18 protein-coding genes and 2 pseudogenes are annotated in these 19443 nt (G+C 46.1%); 9 read left to right on the plus strand and 11 right to left on the minus strand.

Annotated features, from left to right (window positions below; translation table 11 throughout):
* Positions 1-39: 39 nt before the first annotated feature.
* Positions 40-297 carry a YqkE family protein gene (locus LCF57_RS26660; protein ID WP_226003363.1) on the minus strand — a complete coding sequence of 86 codons (258 nt, stop codon included), beginning with the start codon at positions 295-297 and terminating at the stop codon, positions 40-42.
* Positions 298-462: 165 nt separating this feature from the next.
* Between LCF57_RS26660 and LCF57_RS26665 the strand changes: the two genes are divergently transcribed.
* Positions 463-642: an aspartyl-phosphate phosphatase Spo0E family protein gene (locus LCF57_RS26665; protein WP_226003364.1), complete on the plus strand. Its 180-nt coding sequence runs from the start codon at positions 463-465 to the stop codon at positions 640-642.
* An 18-nt stretch (positions 643-660) separates the two neighbouring features.
* Here the strand turns inward: LCF57_RS26665 and LCF57_RS26670 are convergent, their stop codons facing one another.
* Positions 661-1575 (minus strand): DMT family transporter, encoded by a 915-nt coding sequence (locus LCF57_RS26670; RefSeq protein WP_226003365.1) that lies wholly within the window; start codon positions 1573-1575, stop codon positions 661-663.
* A gap of 157 nt (positions 1576-1732) precedes the next feature.
* On the opposite strand from LCF57_RS26670, the gene LCF57_RS26675 reads away from it, so the two are divergent.
* Positions 1733-2584, plus strand: coding sequence for a TrmB family transcriptional regulator (locus LCF57_RS26675; RefSeq protein WP_226003366.1), 852 nt, complete (start codon positions 1733-1735; stop codon positions 2582-2584).
* Between the two features lie 99 nt (positions 2585-2683).
* On the opposite strand, the gene LCF57_RS26680 is transcribed toward LCF57_RS26675, so the two are convergent.
* Together LCF57_RS26680 and LCF57_RS26685 are read right to left on the minus strand one after the other, a co-directional pair.
* On the minus strand, positions 2684-4306 hold the full coding sequence (locus LCF57_RS26680) for a DUF1593 domain-containing protein (protein ID WP_226003367.1): 1623 nt from the start codon (positions 4304-4306) through the stop codon (positions 2684-2686).
* Between the two features lie 235 nt (positions 4307-4541).
* The gene (locus tag LCF57_RS26685; RefSeq protein ID WP_226003368.1) at positions 4542-5624 is read right to left on the minus strand and encodes a bifunctional 3-deoxy-7-phosphoheptulonate synthase/chorismate mutase; all 1083 of its coding nucleotides are present in this window, start codon (positions 5622-5624) and stop codon (positions 4542-4544) included.
* Between the two features lie 495 nt (positions 5625-6119).
* On the opposite strand from LCF57_RS26685, the pseudogene LCF57_RS26690 reads away from it, so the two are divergent.
* Positions 6120-6415: pseudogene (locus LCF57_RS26690) on the plus strand (GNAT family N-acetyltransferase); the annotation flags it as partial.
* Positions 6416-6504: 89 nt separating this feature from the next.
* Here the strand turns inward: LCF57_RS26690 and LCF57_RS26695 are convergent.
* Positions 6505-6693, minus strand: coding sequence for a hypothetical protein (locus LCF57_RS26695; RefSeq protein WP_226003369.1), 189 nt, complete (start codon positions 6691-6693; stop codon positions 6505-6507).
* A 74-nt stretch (positions 6694-6767) separates the two neighbouring features.
* The gene (locus tag LCF57_RS26700; RefSeq protein ID WP_226003370.1) at positions 6768-6998 is read right to left on the minus strand and encodes a hypothetical protein; all 231 of its coding nucleotides are present in this window, start codon (positions 6996-6998) and stop codon (positions 6768-6770) included.
* A gap of 181 nt (positions 6999-7179) precedes the next feature.
* On the opposite strand from LCF57_RS26700, the gene LCF57_RS26705 reads away from it, so the two are divergent.
* Both LCF57_RS26705 and LCF57_RS26710 read left to right on the plus strand, forming a co-directional pair.
* Positions 7180-7467 (plus strand): hypothetical protein, encoded by a 288-nt coding sequence (locus tag LCF57_RS26705; RefSeq protein WP_226003371.1) that lies wholly within the window; start codon positions 7180-7182, stop codon positions 7465-7467.
* A 133-nt stretch (positions 7468-7600) separates the two neighbouring features.
* Positions 7601-9490 (plus strand): sensor histidine kinase, encoded by a 1890-nt coding sequence (locus LCF57_RS26710; protein ID WP_226003372.1) that lies wholly within the window; start codon positions 7601-7603, stop codon positions 9488-9490.
* 99 nt (positions 9491-9589) lie between these two features.
* Here the strand turns inward: LCF57_RS26710 and LCF57_RS26715 are convergent, their stop codons facing one another.
* The 3 genes and pseudogenes from LCF57_RS26715 to LCF57_RS28045 form a co-directional block, all read right to left on the minus strand.
* The gene (locus tag LCF57_RS26715) at positions 9590-9826 is read right to left on the minus strand and encodes an NHLP leader peptide family RiPP precursor (RefSeq protein ID WP_025685186.1); all 237 of its coding nucleotides are present in this window, start codon (positions 9824-9826) and stop codon (positions 9590-9592) included.
* 75 nt (positions 9827-9901) lie between these two features.
* The gene (locus tag LCF57_RS26720; RefSeq protein ID WP_226003373.1) at positions 9902-10837 is read right to left on the minus strand and encodes a hypothetical protein; all 936 of its coding nucleotides are present in this window, start codon (positions 10835-10837) and stop codon (positions 9902-9904) included.
* Between the two features lie 142 nt (positions 10838-10979).
* Positions 10980-12031: pseudogene (locus LCF57_RS28045) on the minus strand (glycoside hydrolase family 11 protein).
* Between the two features lie 369 nt (positions 12032-12400).
* Here LCF57_RS28045 and LCF57_RS26730 point away from each other — a divergent pair.
* On the plus strand, positions 12401-12913 hold the full coding sequence (locus LCF57_RS26730; protein ID WP_226003374.1) for a hypothetical protein: 513 nt from the start codon (positions 12401-12403) through the stop codon (positions 12911-12913).
* Positions 12914-13012: 99 nt separating this feature from the next.
* Here the strand turns inward: LCF57_RS26730 and LCF57_RS26735 are convergent, their stop codons facing one another.
* Together LCF57_RS26735 and LCF57_RS26740 are read right to left on the minus strand one after the other, a co-directional pair.
* Positions 13013-13462, minus strand: coding sequence for an AbrB/MazE/SpoVT family DNA-binding domain-containing protein (locus LCF57_RS26735; RefSeq protein ID WP_226003375.1), 450 nt, complete (start codon positions 13460-13462; stop codon positions 13013-13015).
* A 193-nt stretch (positions 13463-13655) separates the two neighbouring features.
* The gene (locus tag LCF57_RS26740; protein ID WP_226003376.1) at positions 13656-14867 is read right to left on the minus strand and encodes an acyltransferase; all 1212 of its coding nucleotides are present in this window, start codon (positions 14865-14867) and stop codon (positions 13656-13658) included.
* 204 nt (positions 14868-15071) lie between these two features.
* Between LCF57_RS26740 and LCF57_RS26745 the strand changes: the two genes are divergently transcribed.
* Genes LCF57_RS26745 through LCF57_RS26755 form a run of 3 tightly spaced genes read left to right on the plus strand, consistent with a single transcriptional unit; the run spans position 15072 to position 19408 of the window.
* On the plus strand, positions 15072-16079 hold the full coding sequence (locus LCF57_RS26745) for a substrate-binding domain-containing protein (protein WP_226003377.1): 1008 nt from the start codon (positions 15072-15074) through the stop codon (positions 16077-16079).
* Positions 16060-18147, plus strand: coding sequence for a cache domain-containing sensor histidine kinase (locus tag LCF57_RS26750; RefSeq protein WP_413232237.1), 2088 nt, complete (start codon positions 16060-16062; stop codon positions 18145-18147). The genes LCF57_RS26745 and LCF57_RS26750 overlap by 20 nt, the downstream gene beginning before the upstream one ends.
* Entirely contained in the window at positions 18122-19408 is a 1287-nt protein-coding gene (locus LCF57_RS26755) for a response regulator (RefSeq protein ID WP_413232238.1), read from the plus strand. The genes LCF57_RS26750 and LCF57_RS26755 overlap by 26 nt, the downstream gene beginning before the upstream one ends.
* Positions 19409-19443: the final 35 nt, after the last annotated feature.

The following is a 19443-nucleotide window of genomic DNA, read 5'->3' on the forward strand; positions in this document are numbered from 1 at the left end:
AAAGCGTAAATATAGGCCAAAACCGAAATGGTTTTGGCTTTATTTATATTTGTGCCAGTCCAAATTGCTGTTATTCAGCAGATGCTCAAAGTTGTTGTCCAGCTTCTTCTGTTCTGCCTTTTTTGCTTCGAGGGCATGCTGTCGTTCGTCTTCCTTACGCTTATCCTGCTCTGCTTGGGCTTCATTCGCCTGAGCCTTAAGCTTATTCAGTACATCCTGACTCAGCAGATCCTTTAACGTAGCAGCCTTGTCTTGAGCCGCTGGAGCGGGCATCGACGAATTTCTCTTTTTAGCCATGTCATCATCTCCATTCCATTCGATTATATCAGCTTCTTCATGGTTGTTCCACGATAGAAGAATAAGGTCTTTTTTTGTGCTAATAGATAATTATCCCAAACCTTTACTTTTAGTTAACTTATTCATAACCTACTAAACTAATCATATGACAAGGAGGGATATATTATGATAAGAGAAGACATTTTACGTCAACAGCTGGAGAAAGCTCGTCAAAAGCTGTATGCTTTACAGGCAAAACATGGATTCGGCCATGCCAGTGTGCTTAGACAGTCTGCAATTTTGGATAACCTCATCAATCAATATAACCGCCATTTTTATATAAAAGAAAAAAAGCCGACTGCATAAATGCAACCAACTTTATTCTCATTGCTCCTTTTGTTTGCTGTTTGTTTGATGTGCACTTAGCAGGACGCCGATAATGACGACCATACCGCCAATGATTTGGCGCCATGTAATTGTTTCTTGTAATAGTAACACAGAGAATAGCACCCCAAATATCGGAACCAAATTCATCAACGAAACGGAACTGCTCGGTGACAGCTTGATTAAGCCATAGTTGTAGAGCAAAAATGCAATAACAGAGCAGAACATGCCCAGATATATTAACAATGTTAACGCTGCCGTTGTCGGGGCCTGCCAACTATCTTTTTCCAATAGGGCCAGTGGTATGAAAAAGATACTGCCTGCAACGGTTTGATAAAAAGATAACGTCACGGGCGGGTACTTGTCCACAACCTTGCGCGTCATGAAAGTATAAAATGCCCATGCAAAACCTGTTCCAATCAATATCAAATTCCCAATGAGTTGATTTTTACCACCCGAGCTTTCGCCGACCGAAGTCAAGAAATATACCCCTATCATAGCCAGTGCAATGCCGCAGATTTTATATTTGGATATTTTTACTTTATACAAAATGAGTTCAAGCAGCGATGTAATCGCGGGATATGACGCGACAATCAATGCTGCGTTGGAAGCGGTAGTCAGGCTAACCCCTATATTCTCCATTGAGAAATAAAGAGTGATTCCCAAAACACCACTGAATGAAATTGTAGCCAAATCCTTTGGCTTCACTTTGACATATTCTTTTTTGATAAGCAATACGATGCCTAGCACAATGGAAGCTATGATAAATCTGGACAGACCCAATGTAAGAGGGGGGATACTAGTATAGGCTGCTTTCGTGGCAATAAACGACGTGCTCCAGATCAGCAAGGCCAGAATCGTAGAACCATAGTAGATTCGGCTGCTTTGGCTGTGGTTAGCTATGACCTTGTTCAAGTAAAAATCCTCCCTGAGATGACTTCTTGTGGAATTGAAGTAGTGGCTACTATAGTGACTACTAAAGTAACTACTATTAAAAAGATAGTGCGTATACCGGATTTTGTCAAGGGGAAATGATATAGTAAGGATGAACATGAATTGAGGAGAATCCGTCATGAAACCAAAACCTAATGTGTTAGACATTCTACGTGATCTGAATTTTAGTGAATATGAAGCCAAAGCTTATGTGACCTTATTGGAGAGTTCTCCACTTTCGGGATACGCTGTTTCATTGAATTCCGGAGTACCGAGATCAAAAATTTATGAGGTTTTGTCAGGAATGGTTAACCGTGGGGACATTATCGTAAGTCAAGAAAATACGCCGCTTTATGTGCCGCTCCCGCCGCATGAATTGATTGCCCAAAGAAAACGCAGAGCGGAGCAGATTTTCAATGTGGCGCAAGAGAGTTTGGAGCAGTACACAGCATCGTTTCAAAACAGAGAGAATATTTGGAATATTTCAGGCTATGAAGCCATTATCAATCGCATAAATGAAGGGGTAAAGGGAGCCAAACACCGGATTTTGCTGGAAATTTGGAAAGAGGATGCTGAGGTGTTCAGGGATACCCTTGAGCAAGCCGCACAACAAGGAATTGAAGTGATTATTGTAGCGTATGGGGAACTTAACTTTGATTTCGCTACCGTGTACCATCATGATATGAGTGAGGAGATTACGTCTGAAATTGGCGGTCGGTGGATTGTACTCAGTATAGATGACCGGGAGGTTGTAGCGGGTATACTTTCGCTCGGTGACGATAGTCGTGCTGCATGGACATTGCATCCGGGCCTTGTGATGCCGATTACGGAAGTGATTATTCATGATATTTATATCATGGAGATATTGCATGAATTCCGTGAAGAATTGGAGGCCAAGTTTGGTCCTAATCTGATCCATCTTCGCAATAAATTCGCCATGGGCCCGAATGGTAAAGGATATTATGTTCCTATGACTGAAAAAAAGTCCTGAACGTGTTGAGCATACCCCCAGGATGATAATGATATGCATAAATAAAAGGCTCATGGAATGTTGCACTTCCATGAGCCTTTGTATTGGACGTTCGGTCTGTTATTTTACGGTTACAATCACACGTTGATAATGTTTTAAAGTGTGTTTTCCATTGTCCTGCACTTCTGCAATGATATGAATCGTATTTCCTGATTTAGCATCTGCAGGAACGGTAAAGCTTACTGTATTCGTGTCACTACCTTGCAAGTCAATGGTGTTTAACTTCTCACCCTTCGCTACTTCTTGATGAAGTCCGAGCTGCATGTTACCCGCCATTTCAGGTTTAACCTGTGCTGGCTTTACTTTAGAATCTTCATACGTATCTGCTTCAAAATATCTCCACCACTTATAGGTTAATGAATTACCATCCGGATCGGACCCTTCAGCATGCAGCGTGATTTTTTCCCCTGGTTTAGCAGTAAGATCCAATCCTTCTTTAATGGTCAACGTTGGATTGTGGTTCGCATCTTTGTAGTCGGACGCAATCGCCCAATCCGCACGAGCAGCGAAGTCATTTTGAATATCATCAAACCATCGCATCAGCGAATATTCTGCTTCGAATCTTTTCGTATATACATCGTAATCTAGTACCGTATTTCTAAATAATTTATCGTTAACGACACCAAAACGGCCTCCCCAGCCTCCATAGGTTGGGTTTTCCATACTCCGCAAGCCATTATCAATCAGATAGAAGAAGGACGGAGAATCCCCTTCCGAAATAAAATCATACTTGTCGTATTGAGGATTTTTCTTTAAGTAGGCTTCACTGCCTCTTTGTTCTTCATCCAATTCACCTTTAATGATTTTTCCATCACCCATCAAGGCGTACATATTCAGCAGCTTGCCGTGACCATCCTGGATATTTTTGAAATTCCATTCTCCATGCAGCTTGCTGTTTACTTCTTCCGTATGCATTTTCCAGGCATAGGCGAGATGCCAGAAGTTAGATTGATCATTGATAATTCTAATGTCAGGCCAATTTTTTGCAATGTAGTTATTGTAGCTATCGTCTTGGTCCAAAATGATATACAGCACGAGCTTATCACTTACTTTTTTTTGAATCGTTTCCCATTGATCTGTATTTTTATATTCGTCTTCAATGGACTTTAGAGCTCTGGCTGTGGTATTGGTTCCACCCCAAGTTTGAACGTATAAATCTCTTTTATCATCATCTAGGAATAGTGTTTTAAGGAAATCGGAGCCTTCCGTTTCCTTGTCCATTTCACCCTTGTATGAAATATTGCCTATCTTGGTAACGCTCTTAATATATTCAGGCTTTGGATACCCCTCGGCATGTTTTACTAAGTTGGGGTAAATGTCTCCGTAGGCATCAATCATATCCGTTACCCATTGTGTTCCGGTCCATCTAAATGGCTTGATTCCAGCCTTTTCATCCCCTGCATAATGATATACAGAGCTGGTCAGTACGATTCCGGACAAGTCCATTTCATTGGAATAGAGGAGGAAGCGAATCACAGAGTTCATGTCATCTACTTCTCCATCGGTAGTGATAACCGTTCTGGCCTTGGCGGCTTTATTTTCTACTTTAGCTTCCGTTTGTTTTTCTGCCGGGGCAGCGCTTTCATCCTTGGCAACAGCGGGAGTCTTTCCACTACAACCACTGATGATCAAAATACATATCATAGCTAACAATAAAATGTTTAATCCGTTTCTTTCTCTCATTTCTGTTCCCCTCTCTGAGTTTCTACTTGATGTTTTTGAGGATGATAACCATGTAGGCATTCCTTTTATTCGTAATTTGGATATAAAAAAAACCTAAATACATATATGCTTCAGAAAAAATGGAGCATACATATATCTAGGTTTTGCCTGCATGATCAGTCACAATCCTGTTTAGATTCTACATCATAACCAGAGAAAATGAAAGCGGTTTATGAATCCTTGCATAAAATTAGTTTTATGCTTTGAATAAACCGGATTCTTTTACTTCCGACATGAACTTATTGAACTCAGGAATGTTCAGCTGTTGCTGTGCATCGGACAGAGCCACTGCCGGGTTCGGATGAACTTCCACCATAATACCGTCAGCTCCAGCAGCCAGTGCGGCTTTGGCGCAAGGGGCAAGAATGTCCTTACGTCCTGTGGAGTGAGTCACGTCTACCAGTACAGGCAGATGGCTTTCCTTTTTCAAAATCGGTACAGCGGAAATGTCCAGCGTGTTGCGGGTCCATTTTTCATACGTGCGAATACCGCGCTCAATCAGCATGACTTGCGTGTTGCCACGAGAAACGATGTATTCCGCTGCATGAAGGAATTCTTCCATTGTTGCAGCCAGTCCACGCTTGAGCAGAACCGGAGTTCTGGTTTCACCCGCAGCCTTGAGCAGCTCAAAGTTATGCATGTTGCGTGCACCGATTTGAATGATGTCGATGTATTGGATGGCTTCCTCCAAATGTCTTGGATCGACAATTTCACTAATCGTCGCCAGCCCGAACTCATCGCCTACGCGTTTGAGAATTTGCAGCCCTTCAACGCCCAGCCCTTGGAAATCGTACGGAGAAGTACGCGGCTTGAACGCACCGCCACGAAGAATCGGTACACCTGCCTCTTTGAGAGCCGCTCCCACTTCGCGGGTTTGCTGATAGCTTTCCACCGAGCAGGGACCTGCAACCATGATGGAGGCTTTGCCGCCCACCAATGTATCTTTGACCTTAATGACCGTGCTGTCCGGCTGATTTTTACGGCTGACGATCAGATGTTTTTTGTGCTCTGCTTTTTGATAGTTCAGAGAAGCCTTGAAAATATCTTTGAACAATTGGCGAATCGTAGCATCGTCAAAAGGTCCACGATTAGCCGCGATCAGCTTGTCCAGCATTTGCTGCTCACGTACCGGATCAAAGTCGGGTACCCCTTGTGCTTCCTTCAATTTTCCAAGTTGTCCCGCCAATTCAGCACGTTGGGACAGCAGCTCCAGCAATTGCAAGTTTGTAGCATCGAGCTGTTCCCGCAACAGCTCCAAAGAATTTTCATTGGTTGACATACAGTACACCCTTCCCGAATTTAAATTTGTTTTTTCTGTTAGCTCATAGGCTTTGTTGGCAGAAAATAACACAAAAAGGCACTCGTCGCAAGGGACGAATGCCGTGGTACCACCCTAATTACAGAAGTGTACATACGAGTCGTCAACGTCAATTCAGGCGACGGCAGTAACTTCTGAGCTTGATGCCCGTAACGGGGGCTTCCGGAAACCTCTAATGCGGACAAAGGAATGAATCCTTTTTGTCGGTTCAAGGCTCGACTCGGGAGTGAATTTCAACGCGGGATTACGGTACGCTCTCAGCAATTCGTACCTTTCTGTGGGAATCCGGTTAGACGTTTACTTGTCTCCGTCCATGTCTTTGCTCATGGTATTCAAAAGATTTGAATCTTATTTTAAACAAAGTAGATGCAGAAGGCAAGCCCTGTTTATTAGGTTCAGTTTTCGCCCTTGATTTGAATCGATTATAATCATACTTTCGTGATCATACTTTCATATCATACTTTCGGCGGTGTAAAGCCGATGGACCCGTATATGCGGAGTGAGGTACTGTCCCATCTGGGCTATAAAAAACGACTGGATCTGGAGTATGTACATCCGTCCTGAAATAACGATGTAGAAGGGCTAAATTGGGCTTTATGCCTGAGGATGACAGCGTGGCAGAAGTTAGCGCTGAGTTGGTGGCGGCTTTCCTGCGTCGCTACTATACGGTATTGCCGAACAAGCCTGCAGCATGGAATGAGGTGGTAGAGGGATTGGAAGCGAAATCGACGGTAGCGTTGCTGCCATTGTAAACATACGAAGCTAAAAAAGGGTGCACCTCAAGCCATCTATCATCTGCGTGGCTTGTGTAGCACCCTTTTTGCATTCCCTATCCGTCCTTTTATCTGCCTCGATCTCTGGGCACGGGCTTTGCCGATGCGACTCCTCGTGGGTTGTCTTCGGTAAAATCCTGCATAGGATCAGCCGTAGTCGTCTTGTCCGCAGACCTGCGATCGTCTTCTTCCACAGGATTTAAGGTTTTGTAACGTTGGTACTCCATATCGGCCTGAGACATTGGATCTTTATACATAGGGATCAGTCAACTCCTTTTAGTTTATACCCTTTATTACCCGTTTAAGAAGGGAGGTAACCGTTATCCTGCATCTAATCCTCATCCCCGTCGCTACCGTTCAACAAATCCGTACCATGCAGGAATTCGGCAGGAGCGGAAGGGTCAACGGTACTGCCTGGTGCAAGTTCATCGGCGTCAGGAATATTTTCCAGTGGGGTATCCGGTCCTTCGGTCAGATTCTCCCAGTTGGTTTCGGCATTTTGCAGGGAAGGCTCAAAATCATAGTCATGCAGCTCAGTGGTGCGATCGTCACGTTTGGCCATGTTGCTCAGCTCCTTTACTTTTGATGCTTATTTCGACCTTACCCAAACAGCAGAACGGCTAAACCTTAGTTAGTGTGTCTGTCAAAGGTTAAAATCATGCGAATAGGAATATGTCCATTCCCGATAAACGTTTTTTTCGTAACCGCTGTGATATGATAAAGAGGAGAGGGAGGGATATGAATTGGAATGGTACATGTTTGGGCCGATGATTAGCCGTATCCGAGTAGGTCAAAAGGCATCTACCCCGGGATTTTCCCGCACCCTCATCCGGCTTCCGGATGGCCTATACTGGACAGAGGCCGGGCATACCGGAAAAATAGTAGAGATACGTGATTATTTATTTTCGGATATATGGACGATATATGAGGATGAAGAGAGCGAACCATGGTTGGGGCTCAGAGAGCAGATGGAGCGACTCGAACAGGAAATGATTATTAATCAATATGAAGATTTTACAAATAATGAGTAAAAAGAACATGATACCCTTCTTTTGAAGAAGGTATGCACATCATCGTATAGAATAATATTATTTCAGGACGTTTAAAATTGTCAAAATGCATACAAATTTGTAAATCCTACTTTGTAACTTTGAGGTGCTTAACATGAGGCATGTGCCCAAAGCTGTCGCCGCCCTGCTGGCAGTCATTGTGATGCTGATGTCGCTCAGCCACCCCGTCTTTGCGGCAAAAACGACCCCGGAAAGAGAAAGCAAGATACTCTCATGGGATATGAGATGGGGAGTGGAAGGAGAGGATGGCTCCTTAGATGAGGTAAGGGACCCTAGCAAGCCCTGGATGCATATTCAGGAAGATTCACAGTTGCCCAAGCAGCCCGGCAATATCGGCTCTGCCTGGATTCGTATTCGTCTGCCATCGCTTAATGATGAAACGCCAGCGGTGCTTTTTGAAAATATCTATGGTCGGCATATTACGCTGTATAAGGATGGCATCAATTTTTACGAATCCTACCGTGGGTACAACTATGAAAACAATCGTATTCTGATTCCGCTGAAACCGGAAGATAGCGGTAAAACATTATACATATGGACGGAAAGCAGCCAGTATAGGCTGGGTATTATCGGAAATGTGATCACTGGTGATTATCGTGAATTGCTGGGGACTTTGGTCAGAATGGATGTTTTGGATATCGTATTAGGCAGCACGTTCATATTTATTGCACTCGTACTGCTGATTTGCTCGTTCTTTCTGTTCCGTCCGAGCATGGCCATGTGGTTGTCCCTCAGCGCGATTGTACTGTCCATTGGTCTGATGATTGTGACATATTCGCCTTTTCTGTATACGTTCTATCGCGGCTTTGGCAAGCTGTATTTACAGCTCTTTGATGTGGGAATGTTCATCTTGTTGCCTTCATTAGCGTACTTTTTTGAACAAAATATCAGTTCGATTCTACTGATTCGCAAGTTTCGAAAGGTTTTAACTGCTTACTCCTTGTTCTGCTTCACCATGATGATTGTGAATTTGGGTGCACAGGAGCGGTTAAACGATGTATATTATTTCTTCAGTGTAAGCGTCCTGAGTGTATTGCTCGTGTCTTTGCTTGTACTGCTGGTGTTTGCTTCGGTTCGTATGGCGCTTAAGGGAGATCACGAAGCGATTATTTTATCGATAGGCTTTGCTTTTTTCGCTGTCATCTCCGTTGGTGAACTGACCTGGTTCTTCATCCGGGAAGGGCACTATAATATGTTCCTGTGGAAATGGGGCGTGTTCGGCTTTGTGCTGGCGTTGATTGCGATTTTGGGCAGAAGACTGGCAGAAAAGCATAAGCAGGTGGTTCGCTATTCCAGAGAGCTGGAGATGTTCAATAATGAGCTTCAACGTTCGGAGAAAATGGAGATCATCAGCGATCTGGCTGCATCTGTAGCGCATGAGGTACGCAATCCGCTGCAAGTGACTCGCGGATTCCTCCAGCTTATGAGCAAGCAGGAAGATGGCAAAAACAAAGATTATCTGCATATTGCGCTGGAGGAGCTGGATCGGGCTTCCGCGATCATTACCGATTTTTTAACCTTTGCAAAACCAGAATTTGAACAAACTAAAACGCTGACTATATTGGATGAATTCAAGCATATTGAAGGAATCATTAGTCCGATGGCTAATTTGCAAGGCGGTAAAATTTCGCTGGATATTCCCCAGGAAATCAAAGTACGCGGGAATTCCTCCAAGTTCAAGCAGGCGTTCATCAATATCATCAAAAACAGCATTGAAGCGCTGCGAGATCAGGGCCATATTCATATATGGGCGTATGTGGATAACGGAGAAGCTGTCATTCATATTCGGGATAATGGTGAAGGAATGGATGCTCAGACCTTATCCAGACTAGGTGAGCCTTATTTTTCGAATAAGACAAAAGGCACGGGTCTGGGGATGATGGTGACCTTTCGGATTATTGAAACGATGAATGGCAAAATATCTTTCACAAGTGCAAAAGGGGTGGGAACAGAAGCGACCATCCGCTTCCCCGTAGCCGGATAATATCCGGCTTTTTGCGTTCGGAGAAAACGAAAGGAAGCTTGCTGAACCCACCCGCTTGTGAATTAATAATTGTAGTACAAATATGTTACAAAAACCAAATTACCACATCGAGCGAGGTTTCCGGGATGAAGCAAGTACGCCGGAAGGGTCTGGAGGGATGACCAGATAAAACTGGTCAGGTGTTTCCTCTAACGTTTTGATTTGGATATGATCGGGGATCACGACTCCTAACACATCACGGATTGCAGATTTGGGATCTGTCATTAGTTTTTCTCTAAAACTGGCATCCTCCCAAGCTTTTTGAATGACTTGTGTTTGAAGAACTTCAGTAGCCATCAAAAATCACCCTCTCATTCAATTGGTTATATTTACCTAGTCAGTATACCACGAAAGACTCATCAAAATCTAGTATTATTTCATATTTCTGGAGAGCCAAAAATCAAGTCCGCCTCTTCTCAGAAGCGAGCGTCCGCTTTCAATTTCTACGGCTTCTTCGCCCAGTTCTTCCGCGATGGAACGTGCAAACATATGCAGGCCAGGGATGGAAGGCTCCATAGATTCCAACTGCTGAACTGCTTGATTAGCAATACCTGCATAACTGGCAAGCATGCCACGTACATAAATCGCTTCCTGAATCATTTCTGGATTCAATCCTTCACGATAAGCCTTCTTTTGCTCGGCACTGATATGGGACAATAGGCAATTGTAGCTATTTTCCTCCCAGTCTTCTGACCAATCAGCCCAATCATCCGACATTTGGAGCACAAGCAGTGCCGTATCCGTCATAGCTGTAATGGTCTGGACTAGGTCGCCACGGCCTGCAAGCAGTAAAGCGCCCGTTCCGGCCATTTTTAACGGACTTGCTTTCAGCGCCACCCGATGTCGATTCCCTTGAAAATAGTCCTCTGTTCCCTCGGATGTCACACCAACGGCCCATTCTCCGACATAAGTTTGGGCATATGACCAAAAAGGGGAGGACGCGGGAAAAAGGTCCCGATAAATGCTTAGACATTCGGTATAAAATAGCTGGCTTAAGGCGAGTTGTGATTTACAGTTATCTGCTGCGGTGTCCATCACATCATCCTGAATTAAATAGTGTGCCATGACAAACACGTTGCCAAGTGAGAGCTTTCGGCATATTTCGAGAGCCAGTCCGGTGATTTCTTGCAGCCAAAAGGGAAGCAAGTAGCATATGTAGTTCCGTGTGCTGTCTTCCCGCAATGGATTAAAACGAGCCAGATAGTCAAGGCCCTGATGCTGAAACGGAGCAGGAAACGCAGCTGTTCGCTCCTCCGCTTGGCGAAACACGTCCTCTAATTCCTGTTTGTACGCAAAATACCATTCCATCGCTATCACCTGCATCTCTTATGAATATATTTATAGCGATTTCTAGTTGTTAACCGTCATTGTATAACAGATTGCAATTTTCAAGATTTTGTTATTTTACAATAAGGAGTATGCAAAAAAATATATAAAATGCTTCGGGATTTTAGTTGATCTCCAAATAATCAATGTAAGCATCCCATGTCCCGTTATCGGCTGTTACAACGAGCTCAATCTCTTGATTTCCGGTTCCATGGCTGACATTGTTTAGAGTATAGACCGCAGGATTGCTCCCGCCGAAATAGAAGTACCCTTTGTCACTCCGCCGATTTTTAAGTCGACTCTGGCCATGTTGGAGTTGTTCGAAGCACCACGGAGTGAAAAACTATGGGTGCCGCTGGAGAAATTCTGCGTATATTTCACCAAATCATTGTTGGCGTATAAAGCGACTCCGTTGAACGGCGAACTGATATTCCCGGTGTACTGACCGCCCTTTGTCATACTCTCGGCTTCCACTTTCGTACCTGTGCTTGGAGGAGGAGTAGTTCCGCCGCCGGAGCTGCCGCCGATCGTAATCGTATTACTAGTCACAGTAGCACTCCCACTGCTTTGATATCCCTCTACCGTAAGCGAAACTTCATACATCTTACCCATTGTCATTCCTAAGCTCTCCCACTTTTTGAAGTGTTCGCTAACAGATATGGTTCCGCTCGTGCGCTTTGACGTCCGGACACTCCAATACTGCTTAAAAGTTGCAGTGCCTTTAATGGAAGGTTGGTCGACTCGAATGGTCTCATAGATGTCATATGTCCCCCCGTCAACGGTAATGGTACCCTTTGACGTTGCTCCGGGCGGACGCCAGCTGCCCCAGCTATCGACGATGTAATATTCTACGAGCGGGTCAACCGTCCACCCATAGACACATAAATAGGAATTGCCGTTTGGCTGGTAGTTGGCACTGTAGTTTACTGATATGTTTCCAATTTGCTGGTGTGTCTGGGTCTCGTCGAATTTCTTACCTTTACGGAATAACCCATTTCCGATGTTACTCCACTGGGCACTGAACGTGCCACCACTATTGAGAGTCATACTTGTGGTCCCGGAATCCTTCCACAACTCATAGTAGTAGCCGTCTTGGGTGCCACTTTGATTTGAGGTGATCGTTGTTGCCGCCTGTGCAGTTACCGCTGGCAATGTAAGCAAGAAACAAATTAAAATTGATAAAAATAACCTTACTCTTTTTTTGTTCCATTTGACATTTCTCCTTTTTGGTTAATTTGCATTTAGTCTTACTATGATGCTTTGCAGCCCGTAGCAAGCCGAATACATCATTTACTTCCATAAATTCAATTATAAGCAATTACGAAAATATTTTATCATAGCTTCCTTAATATTTAACCTACAAAAATTTAAGTTCTACTACTTCTTCAGGAGCCAGAGTAGATTGAAGGATGGATGTAATCATGATAGAAATTTGCATGAGATCGTTTTTTTACCGTTTTATGGTTACTTAACAGGCGTGAAAACGAATAAAAAAAGCGGAAAGTGAAAATATAGAGGAAAAAGAGTAAAGGAAGGGTCTGCAACATGAAAAACAAATGGAAATTGACCGCTGCAATCCTGTATGGAGGAGTGATGATTTACGGTAGTGCGGGGGCGACAGGAGCTTCCGGTATAGAACCGGGTTACCAGTTGCAAGCTATTACTCCCAACAACTCCATCCAAAGTGAGGCTCCTCAAGGAAATACGGAGCCACAGGACCATCATGGACAAGGGCATGTTCACAGGCATGGGCATGGTAAACGGCCTGGCGGCTGGAATCATCATCTGAACGAAAAAGTAGCCAAGCTTTTGGGCATCACTCCTGCTCAGTTAGAGAATGAGCTGGGACAAGGGAAATCATTGGCCGATATTGCTAAAAGCAAGGGAATCAAAGAGGAACAGCTCATTGATAAGCTGAAAAATGAAATGACCGTCGATCTGAAGCGGCTCGTTAACCGTAAAGGACCGATTACCTTCGACCGTAAGTCCGGGGCTCCACATGAAGCCCAATTGAAGCGGGAGTCAGGGACCCCCTCAACCTCGGTTAACGAAAACTAAATGTAAAAGGGATGTCAATTAGCAAGTTTAAATAACCAGTCTTCTGAAATCAATCAGCGACTGGTTATTTAGTTTGGCTTAAATGCGATGGAGCGATAACTATAACAGCTTTTTAAGCTGGGAAATACGGCCTTGCGACACGCCAAGCCATTCAGCATATTCGCCTTGCTTGGCTGTTGGATGCTCGCGCATGAGTTCTCTTAGTTGTTCAAGCCATTTTTTTGAAGACGACCGATTTGCTCTTTTATCTTTGTGCGCAGGTGCCTTGACAACAGGAACAAGTATTAGACTTACATCTATATTCCCTTTCAATTCGAGTATGCATCTTTTACATAAAAATGAATCCCTGAAATAGCTTAAATCCTGGGTTGAATTGCACAAGTTGCAAGAGACTCCAATATACTTCCGCATACTCAATAAGCCTGTTTCAACATCTATATAAAATTCTAAAGGATCGCCAGCATCAATGCCCATAGAGGTCCGCATTTCCTTAAGAACAACAATCCGGCCTAACGTATCTAAGGGACGAGTCATACCTGTATTTTTCAAGTGATCTTCTCCTTTTTGGCAAATTAAATAAAATACATGTTCATGTCATAAAATGTTAATAAGCCTGGGGGATGGTGCGGTAGACCAAGCCAACAAAAAAGCAGAGCTCCATAAGAGAGCCCTGCAAAAGTCTTGATTTTGTTTGGATCAGAACTCCGAACTGGAAAACAGACGTAGAAGATCAGCCAAGCTCCTACGTACCTTTGGAAGCACGTTTGGAGGAAGGTAGCTGGAAACGAAACGGCCAGTTTAGCCGTTGACGCCCTTTTGAGCCGACAATCCAGTTGCCTCCTGGCAGATGGGCAAATAGCCAGCTGATGCCCAGAGAAGCACTTGCTACGACAATAAACGTAATTAGCGTAGCCGTAAAATGATGATCGCCCAGCGAAAGCGGGCGTGTGTAATAGGATATGAAGGACAGCACGAGTGCATGTGCCAGATATCCCCCGAAGGAATAACGTCCGATCCAGTTCAGCATGCGGCGAAACGGCTCGGAGCGCTTGTCTTTTTGCAAATGGAGCAGTAGTCCGTACAACAACAGCAGTTGCGAGACAATCAGCACAAAGGTGCTTGGTTTAAGATAGGTGGAGATATTAAGATTAATCGTATCGCCAGACTGGATCAGCATAGTGTGACCCATGAGCATGAACAGACCAATAAAGACAAATACATTCCAAGATAACGTCTGTTTGGCCAGTTCCCGCCAGGTGTCCGTCATATAGGCGCACACTGCACCCAGCATAAAATAGAAAAAGTACATGACAAAGTTATAGGTCCGGTAATCTAGCAGAGCCTGCCAAAAGGACGGCAAACGGGTGCTCCATGCAGACATGTCATAGTAGGACCATTGTAACAGCAGCGCATAAGCCGCAGCGGCTATCAGCATGACAGCCAAAACAAGCTGCTTACGTCTTTTCGTGCTATAACGATGTAGAAACGCCTGCACCTGCCTGGTTGCTTTCGCAAATAAGGGAAATAAAATATAAAACTGAAAGATCATTACTACAAACCACAAATGATATCCGCTGACAGGTATAATCATTTCCTCAAGCATGCCCTTGTAAAAATAAATATTTCCCCACTGCGCAGTCGACCAGTTCTGAGTACATAGCCAATAAACGACCGTCCAGCAGAGAAATGGAACATAAATATCTCGAAACCGTCTGCCAATGTAACGGGGATAGCCAATCGGTTTGTTACCATTATAAAAAAGCAGCGCCGCAGACAGGAAAACGAACGTTGGTGTGCCGAAGCGTGTCAAATGGTACAGCATTGCAAGCATCACGGAATCCGGCTGCTGGATGTCGCTGCGATAAATATATTCGCCAATGCAATGCTGAAGCACGACAGCGAGGTAGGCAAGACCCCGCAGTTCTGTCCACTCCGCGATACGCGGCTTGCTCATCCATATCACTCCTTTTCCAAAAGATTTGTGTAGGCTCCTATAACACAATTGCAGGTATTGTAACGCAGAAACATTAGTGCAGGATTAACGCTACCTGAAAGTTGGAAGAGTGGAAGTAGTTCCAATTTAATATGATTGCGTTTACAATTTAAATAAAATCACAATAAATGCACAGCTTGAGGATACGACGGAAGAGGTGGGCAAATGAAAAAAACGCTGCTGGTATATATGCTGCTGATTGCGGCCTTTGCGCTCTATGTGTTCAGGTATGAACAATCCGGTCCGTTGAAGGGTACTTGGGAGGAAAAGGGGCTGCGAGGCAATATCGGAGAAACCTATATGATGATTACATTCCAGTCTGGTTTGGAGTATTGGAAAAGCGGTCTGAAGGGTTTTGAGGATGCTGGGGACGCCTTGGGAGTGACTGTGGAGTACCGTGGGGCTACCCGTTATGATGCGCAGGAGCAGACGACTGTTATTGAACAGGCGATTGCTCGTAAGCCCGCAGGGATTGCGATTTCCGCGATTGATCCTGAATCTCTGATTCCGGCGATTAATAAGGCACTGGATGCGGGCATTCCTGTGGTGTTGTTTGATGCAGGAGCACCCGGGAGCAGGGCGTATTCTTTTTTGGGAACGGATAATTATAAGGCGGGGGTGACCGCTGCGGATAAAATGGCGGAGCTGTTGGGACGGGAAGGTGAAGTCGCCATTCTAACCTTGCCCGGTCAGCAAAATCATGAGGAACGCTCGCGTGGCTTTCGCGATACCATCCAGCGGCAGTACCCTGCCATGAAGGTGGTAGAGGTGGCAGATGGTCGTGCAGACGCGCTGGTATCCCGGAATGAGTCGCTCCGATTAATGAAGGCTTACCCGAAGCTGGCGGGAATTTTTGTGACCGATGCAACGGGAGGAACAGGTGTAGGTGAAGCAGTGCTAAGCCAAAAAAACAGCCATCCGCTGAAAATTATTTCTTTTGATACGAATAAGGCGACATTGGATATGATCCGCGGAGGAACGATCTCGGCAACGATTGCCCAGGGAACATGGAATATGGGGTATTGGTCGCTTCAATATCTGTTCCATCTGCACCATCATTTGACGATTCCAGCACCCTCCTCCTCAGGTGATAACGCCCCGCTGCCCGTGCGGGTGGATACAGGCATTTCGGTTGTCACAAGGAAGAATGTAGATGATTATTATGCGAAATGACGATCAACAGAAGAGGAAAAGGCAAAGCTTAAATTCTGAAATATGGAAGCGTATCCACACTGGAATGGGCAAAAAGATGCAGCGCTTGCGCTTGCGCAATATGCCTTTACGGTATCAGCTCATGCTGTTGTTCTTGTTGTTTGGCATCGTGCCTTCGTTGGGATTAGGTCTGCTGGTCAACTGGACGGTAGAACGGATTATTGAGCGGCAGGTGGAAGACCATACGATGCAGTTGATTGGCAAGGTGAACGAGGCACTGGATACCAAAATGGAAAATCTGCAGAACATGACATATCTGATTGGTTTTAACCCGGATATCGGGGAGTTTTGGCAAGGCCGGACGCTGGCCGACGGTCATGCGGGTCATGCAGGTTGTGTGGATCATACGAGTGCAGTAAAACCGGAAGATCAGAGGGGACGGGCACAGAACTCGGCAACCTTCCGCAATCAGACAGCAAGCTCTGTACAGGCACAGGACACGCTATATGGCATGAAGCAGTTTCTGCAGGGCTTTACTACCTTATATCCCGAAATTGCCGGGATTCTAATCGTAAACGAAAACGGTGACTATATCAGCAACGAAATGTATGCCCGAAGCACGCGCAGCCTGACCGAAGAGGATTGGTACCAACAGGCGGCGCAGCATGCAGGTATCTTCACCGTGCTGGGACAGCCGAGCCACCGTAATGTGACTACTCATGTCCGGTATAAGGACAGTGAAATTGTATCTGTCGTCCGTTCGGTCACAGATTCGGAGACGGGGCGCGTGCTGGGCGTGATCATGATTGATCTCAAGCTGCGGGCTGTGTCGCAGGCCGCCAGAGACGTGACCTTGGGCAAAACGGGGTATTTAATGGTGACGGATGCCGAGGGACGCAGCGTGTATATGCCGGATATGCCGTTGATTGAGCGTATTCCCCCGGAATGGTTCGGGGCAGGTGACAGCGGGATGTTTACCCGTCAAGCCGGAGGTCGGGAGCTGCTGTTCATGTTCCGTGCTTCCGAATTTACAGGCTGGAGAACGGTGGGGGTATTCCCCGCAGGGGAATCGACGCTGGAGGTGCGGCAAATTAAATTCTACGTCGTCTGTTTTGTTTTCATTGTATGTCTGTTTGGCTTAACGGCATCCTTGCGCTTGTCGCGTTCTATTGCGCAGCCGATTTTCCGGCTGATGTCCTATATGCGGACGGCAGAGACCGGGGATCTTACGGTTCGCCAATGGAGTGATCGCTGGGATGAAGTCGGATTGCTGGGCCGGAGCTTTAACCGGATGCTGGAGCAAATTCGCCGTCTCATGTCGCTCAGCGAGCTTCGGGAGCGGCAAAAACGGGATGCCGAGCTGCGTAGTCTTCAAGAGCATATTAAGCCGCATTTTCTATACAATACGCTAGATACGATTCATTGGATGGCCCGAAAAAATGGGGCAGACGATGTATCCGATATGGTCGGGGCGCTGTCGAAATTGTTCCGCCTCGGACTGAGCAAGGGAGATGACTTTATTCCGCTTCGCTCCGAGATGGAGCATATTTCAAGCTATATGCAAATCCAGCGAACCCGGTATCGGGACAGACTTCGCTGGGAATTGATCGTATCCGAGGAGCTGGAGGAGCTGTTTGTGCTAAAGCTAATTCTTCAGCCTGTGGTGGAGAATGCCATTTATCACGGCATCAAGGCCAGACGAGGCCCCGGCACGATTCGAGTGGAAGCTAAAGCCGATGGCGACAAGCTGCTGCTGACGGTTCGTGACGACGGAGCAGGTATGGCGGCAGAAAGGCTGCGTGAGCTGCAGAATTTGCTGGAAATGCCGCTGGAGGCGATGGAACAACAGCAGAAGCAAAGCAGAGCAAATGTGAACAGCAGAAGCTACGGCATGCTGAATGTACAGGCACGAATCCGGTTATCCTTTGGCGAGGAATATGGAATTGTACTGGAGAGTGATGAAGGGACAGGGACCTGCGTTACGATCATTCATCCGTTGCTGCGGGATATGGGACAACTGAGAAAGCCTCATGAAAAAGGAGAAGATCAGGATGACAAAATCAATGACTACAGGGACGGAACAACGTAACACAGAACAACGTAACACAGAACAACGTTACACTGAAAAACGTTACCAAGTACTGATCGCAGACGATGAGCCGATCATCCGTGAAGGGATACGGGATTGCGTAGACTGGACGGCTCTGGGCATGGAGGTTGCAGATGAGGCGGAGGACGGTGAAGAAGCGCTGGAGCTGGCGGTTCGGCTTGGCATCGACATTTTGCTGGTCGATATGAATATGCCGATCATGGACGGGATTGAGCTGATTCGGCGCCTGCGGGAAGAACGTCCGGCATGCCGCTGTCTGATCATTTCCGGGCATGATGAATTTGCTTATGCCCAGGAGGCTGTGCGACTTGGCGTAGAAGACTATATTTTGAAGCCGGTGGATGCAGAGCAGCTTCATGCTGCATTGTCACGGCTCGGTCAGCGGCTTGACGAAGAGAACAAGCGTGCCGCTTATGTAGAGCAAGCTGCCGAGCAGATACAGCGAAATATTCCGCTGCTGCGCCAGCGCTTTTGTCTGGAATGGCTTGAAGGGCAGCACACGGGAAAAGACGTCATGGAGCAGCTGGCGTTTTTACGTCTTCCAGCCGAGGCGCCTGTTCAGATCGGCGTGGTGCGGTGGCCAGCAATAGAGACACGACAAGCGATTATGCGCGAAAATGACCGCCAGTTGTTTCTTTTTGCCGCAGAAAATATCATTGCCGAGCTGCTGGAGGACCGACCGCATGTCCTGTTTCGCGAAGCAAACGGGCTGATCGGCATATGCCTGTGGCAGGAGGCACCAGAGACGATCGGCGCTTCCATAGAGCAGGCGATTGGGCGCTATCTGAATATAGCGGTTCATACGCATGTGGAGCCCAACGCCGGGGGACTGGAAGGTGCGATTGAGGCGTTCCGGGTGTGCCGTGACCGTGTGTACGGCGAATCACAGCTATCTCCACTGGTGCGCCGGGCGCGGCAGCTTATTCAGGAAGGCTATGCGGATCGGGAGCTGACACTGGAGGCTCTGGCCTCGCGGCTACAGGTATCCACTGTGTATCTCAGCCGTGTGCTCAAAAAGGAGCTTAACGATAGCTTCGTGACCCTCGTCACGCGCGCCCGTATCCGCAAAGCGGTGCAATTGCTGGACTCCACCACGTTGTCCATCTACGATATAGCTGAGCGTACCGGATACGATAGCCAGCACTATTTTAGCACTGCTTTTAAAAAGGCCATGGGAGTTTCCCCGGTTCAGTACCGTAAGGGTGGTGGAGTCGGGGGCAGCGTGTCGGATCAGGAATGACCTGAAAAATGTGTGTATAATCACACCTGAGCATT

Source organism: Paenibacillus sp. BJ-4 (assembly GCF_020404765.1).
GTDB lineage: Bacteria > Bacillota > Bacilli > Paenibacillales > Paenibacillaceae > Paenibacillus.

Bases quoted from the DNA above. Each gene is read 5' to 3' on its own strand.
- LCF57_RS26665 (WP_226003364.1), top strand. From the start codon at position 463: ATGATAAGAGAAGACATTTTACGTCAACAGCTGGAGAAAGCTCGTCAA.
- LCF57_RS26660 (WP_226003363.1), bottom strand. From the start codon at position 297: ATGGCTAAAAAGAGAAATTCGTCGATGCCCGCTCCAGCGGCTCAAGAC.
- LCF57_RS26675 (WP_226003366.1), top strand. From the start codon at position 1,733: ATGAAACCAAAACCTAATGTGTTAGACATTCTACGTGATCTGAATTTT.
- LCF57_RS26730 (WP_226003374.1), top strand. From the start codon at position 12,401: ATGAAAAACAAATGGAAATTGACCGCTGCAATCCTGTATGGAGGAGTG.
- LCF57_RS26745 (WP_226003377.1), top strand. From the start codon at position 15,072: ATGAAAAAAACGCTGCTGGTATATATGCTGCTGATTGCGGCCTTTGCG.
- LCF57_RS26720 (WP_226003373.1), bottom strand. From the start codon at position 10,837: ATGGAATGGTATTTTGCGTACAAACAGGAATTAGAGGACGTGTTTCGC.
- LCF57_RS26715 (WP_025685186.1), bottom strand. From the start codon at position 9,826: ATGGCTACTGAAGTTCTTCAAACACAAGTCATTCAAAAAGCTTGGGAG.
- LCF57_RS26695 (WP_226003369.1), bottom strand. From the start codon at position 6,693: ATGTATAAAGATCCAATGTCTCAGGCCGATATGGAGTACCAACGTTAC.
- LCF57_RS26740 (WP_226003376.1), bottom strand. From the start codon at position 14,867: ATGAGCAAGCCGCGTATCGCGGAGTGGACAGAACTGCGGGGTCTTGCC.
- LCF57_RS26710 (WP_226003372.1), top strand. From the start codon at position 7,601: ATGAGGCATGTGCCCAAAGCTGTCGCCGCCCTGCTGGCAGTCATTGTG.
- LCF57_RS26700 (WP_226003370.1), bottom strand. From the start codon at position 6,998: ATGGCCAAACGTGACGATCGCACCACTGAGCTGCATGACTATGATTTT.
- LCF57_RS26680 (WP_226003367.1), bottom strand. From the start codon at position 4,306: ATGAGAGAAAGAAACGGATTAAACATTTTATTGTTAGCTATGATATGT.
- LCF57_RS26750 (WP_413232237.1), top strand. From the start codon at position 16,060: ATGATTATTATGCGAAATGACGATCAACAGAAGAGGAAAAGGCAAAGC.
- LCF57_RS26685 (WP_226003368.1), bottom strand. From the start codon at position 5,624: ATGTCAACCAATGAAAATTCTTTGGAGCTGTTGCGGGAACAGCTCGAT.
- LCF57_RS26755 (WP_413232238.1), top strand. From the start codon at position 18,122: ATGACTACAGGGACGGAACAACGTAACACAGAACAACGTAACACAGAA.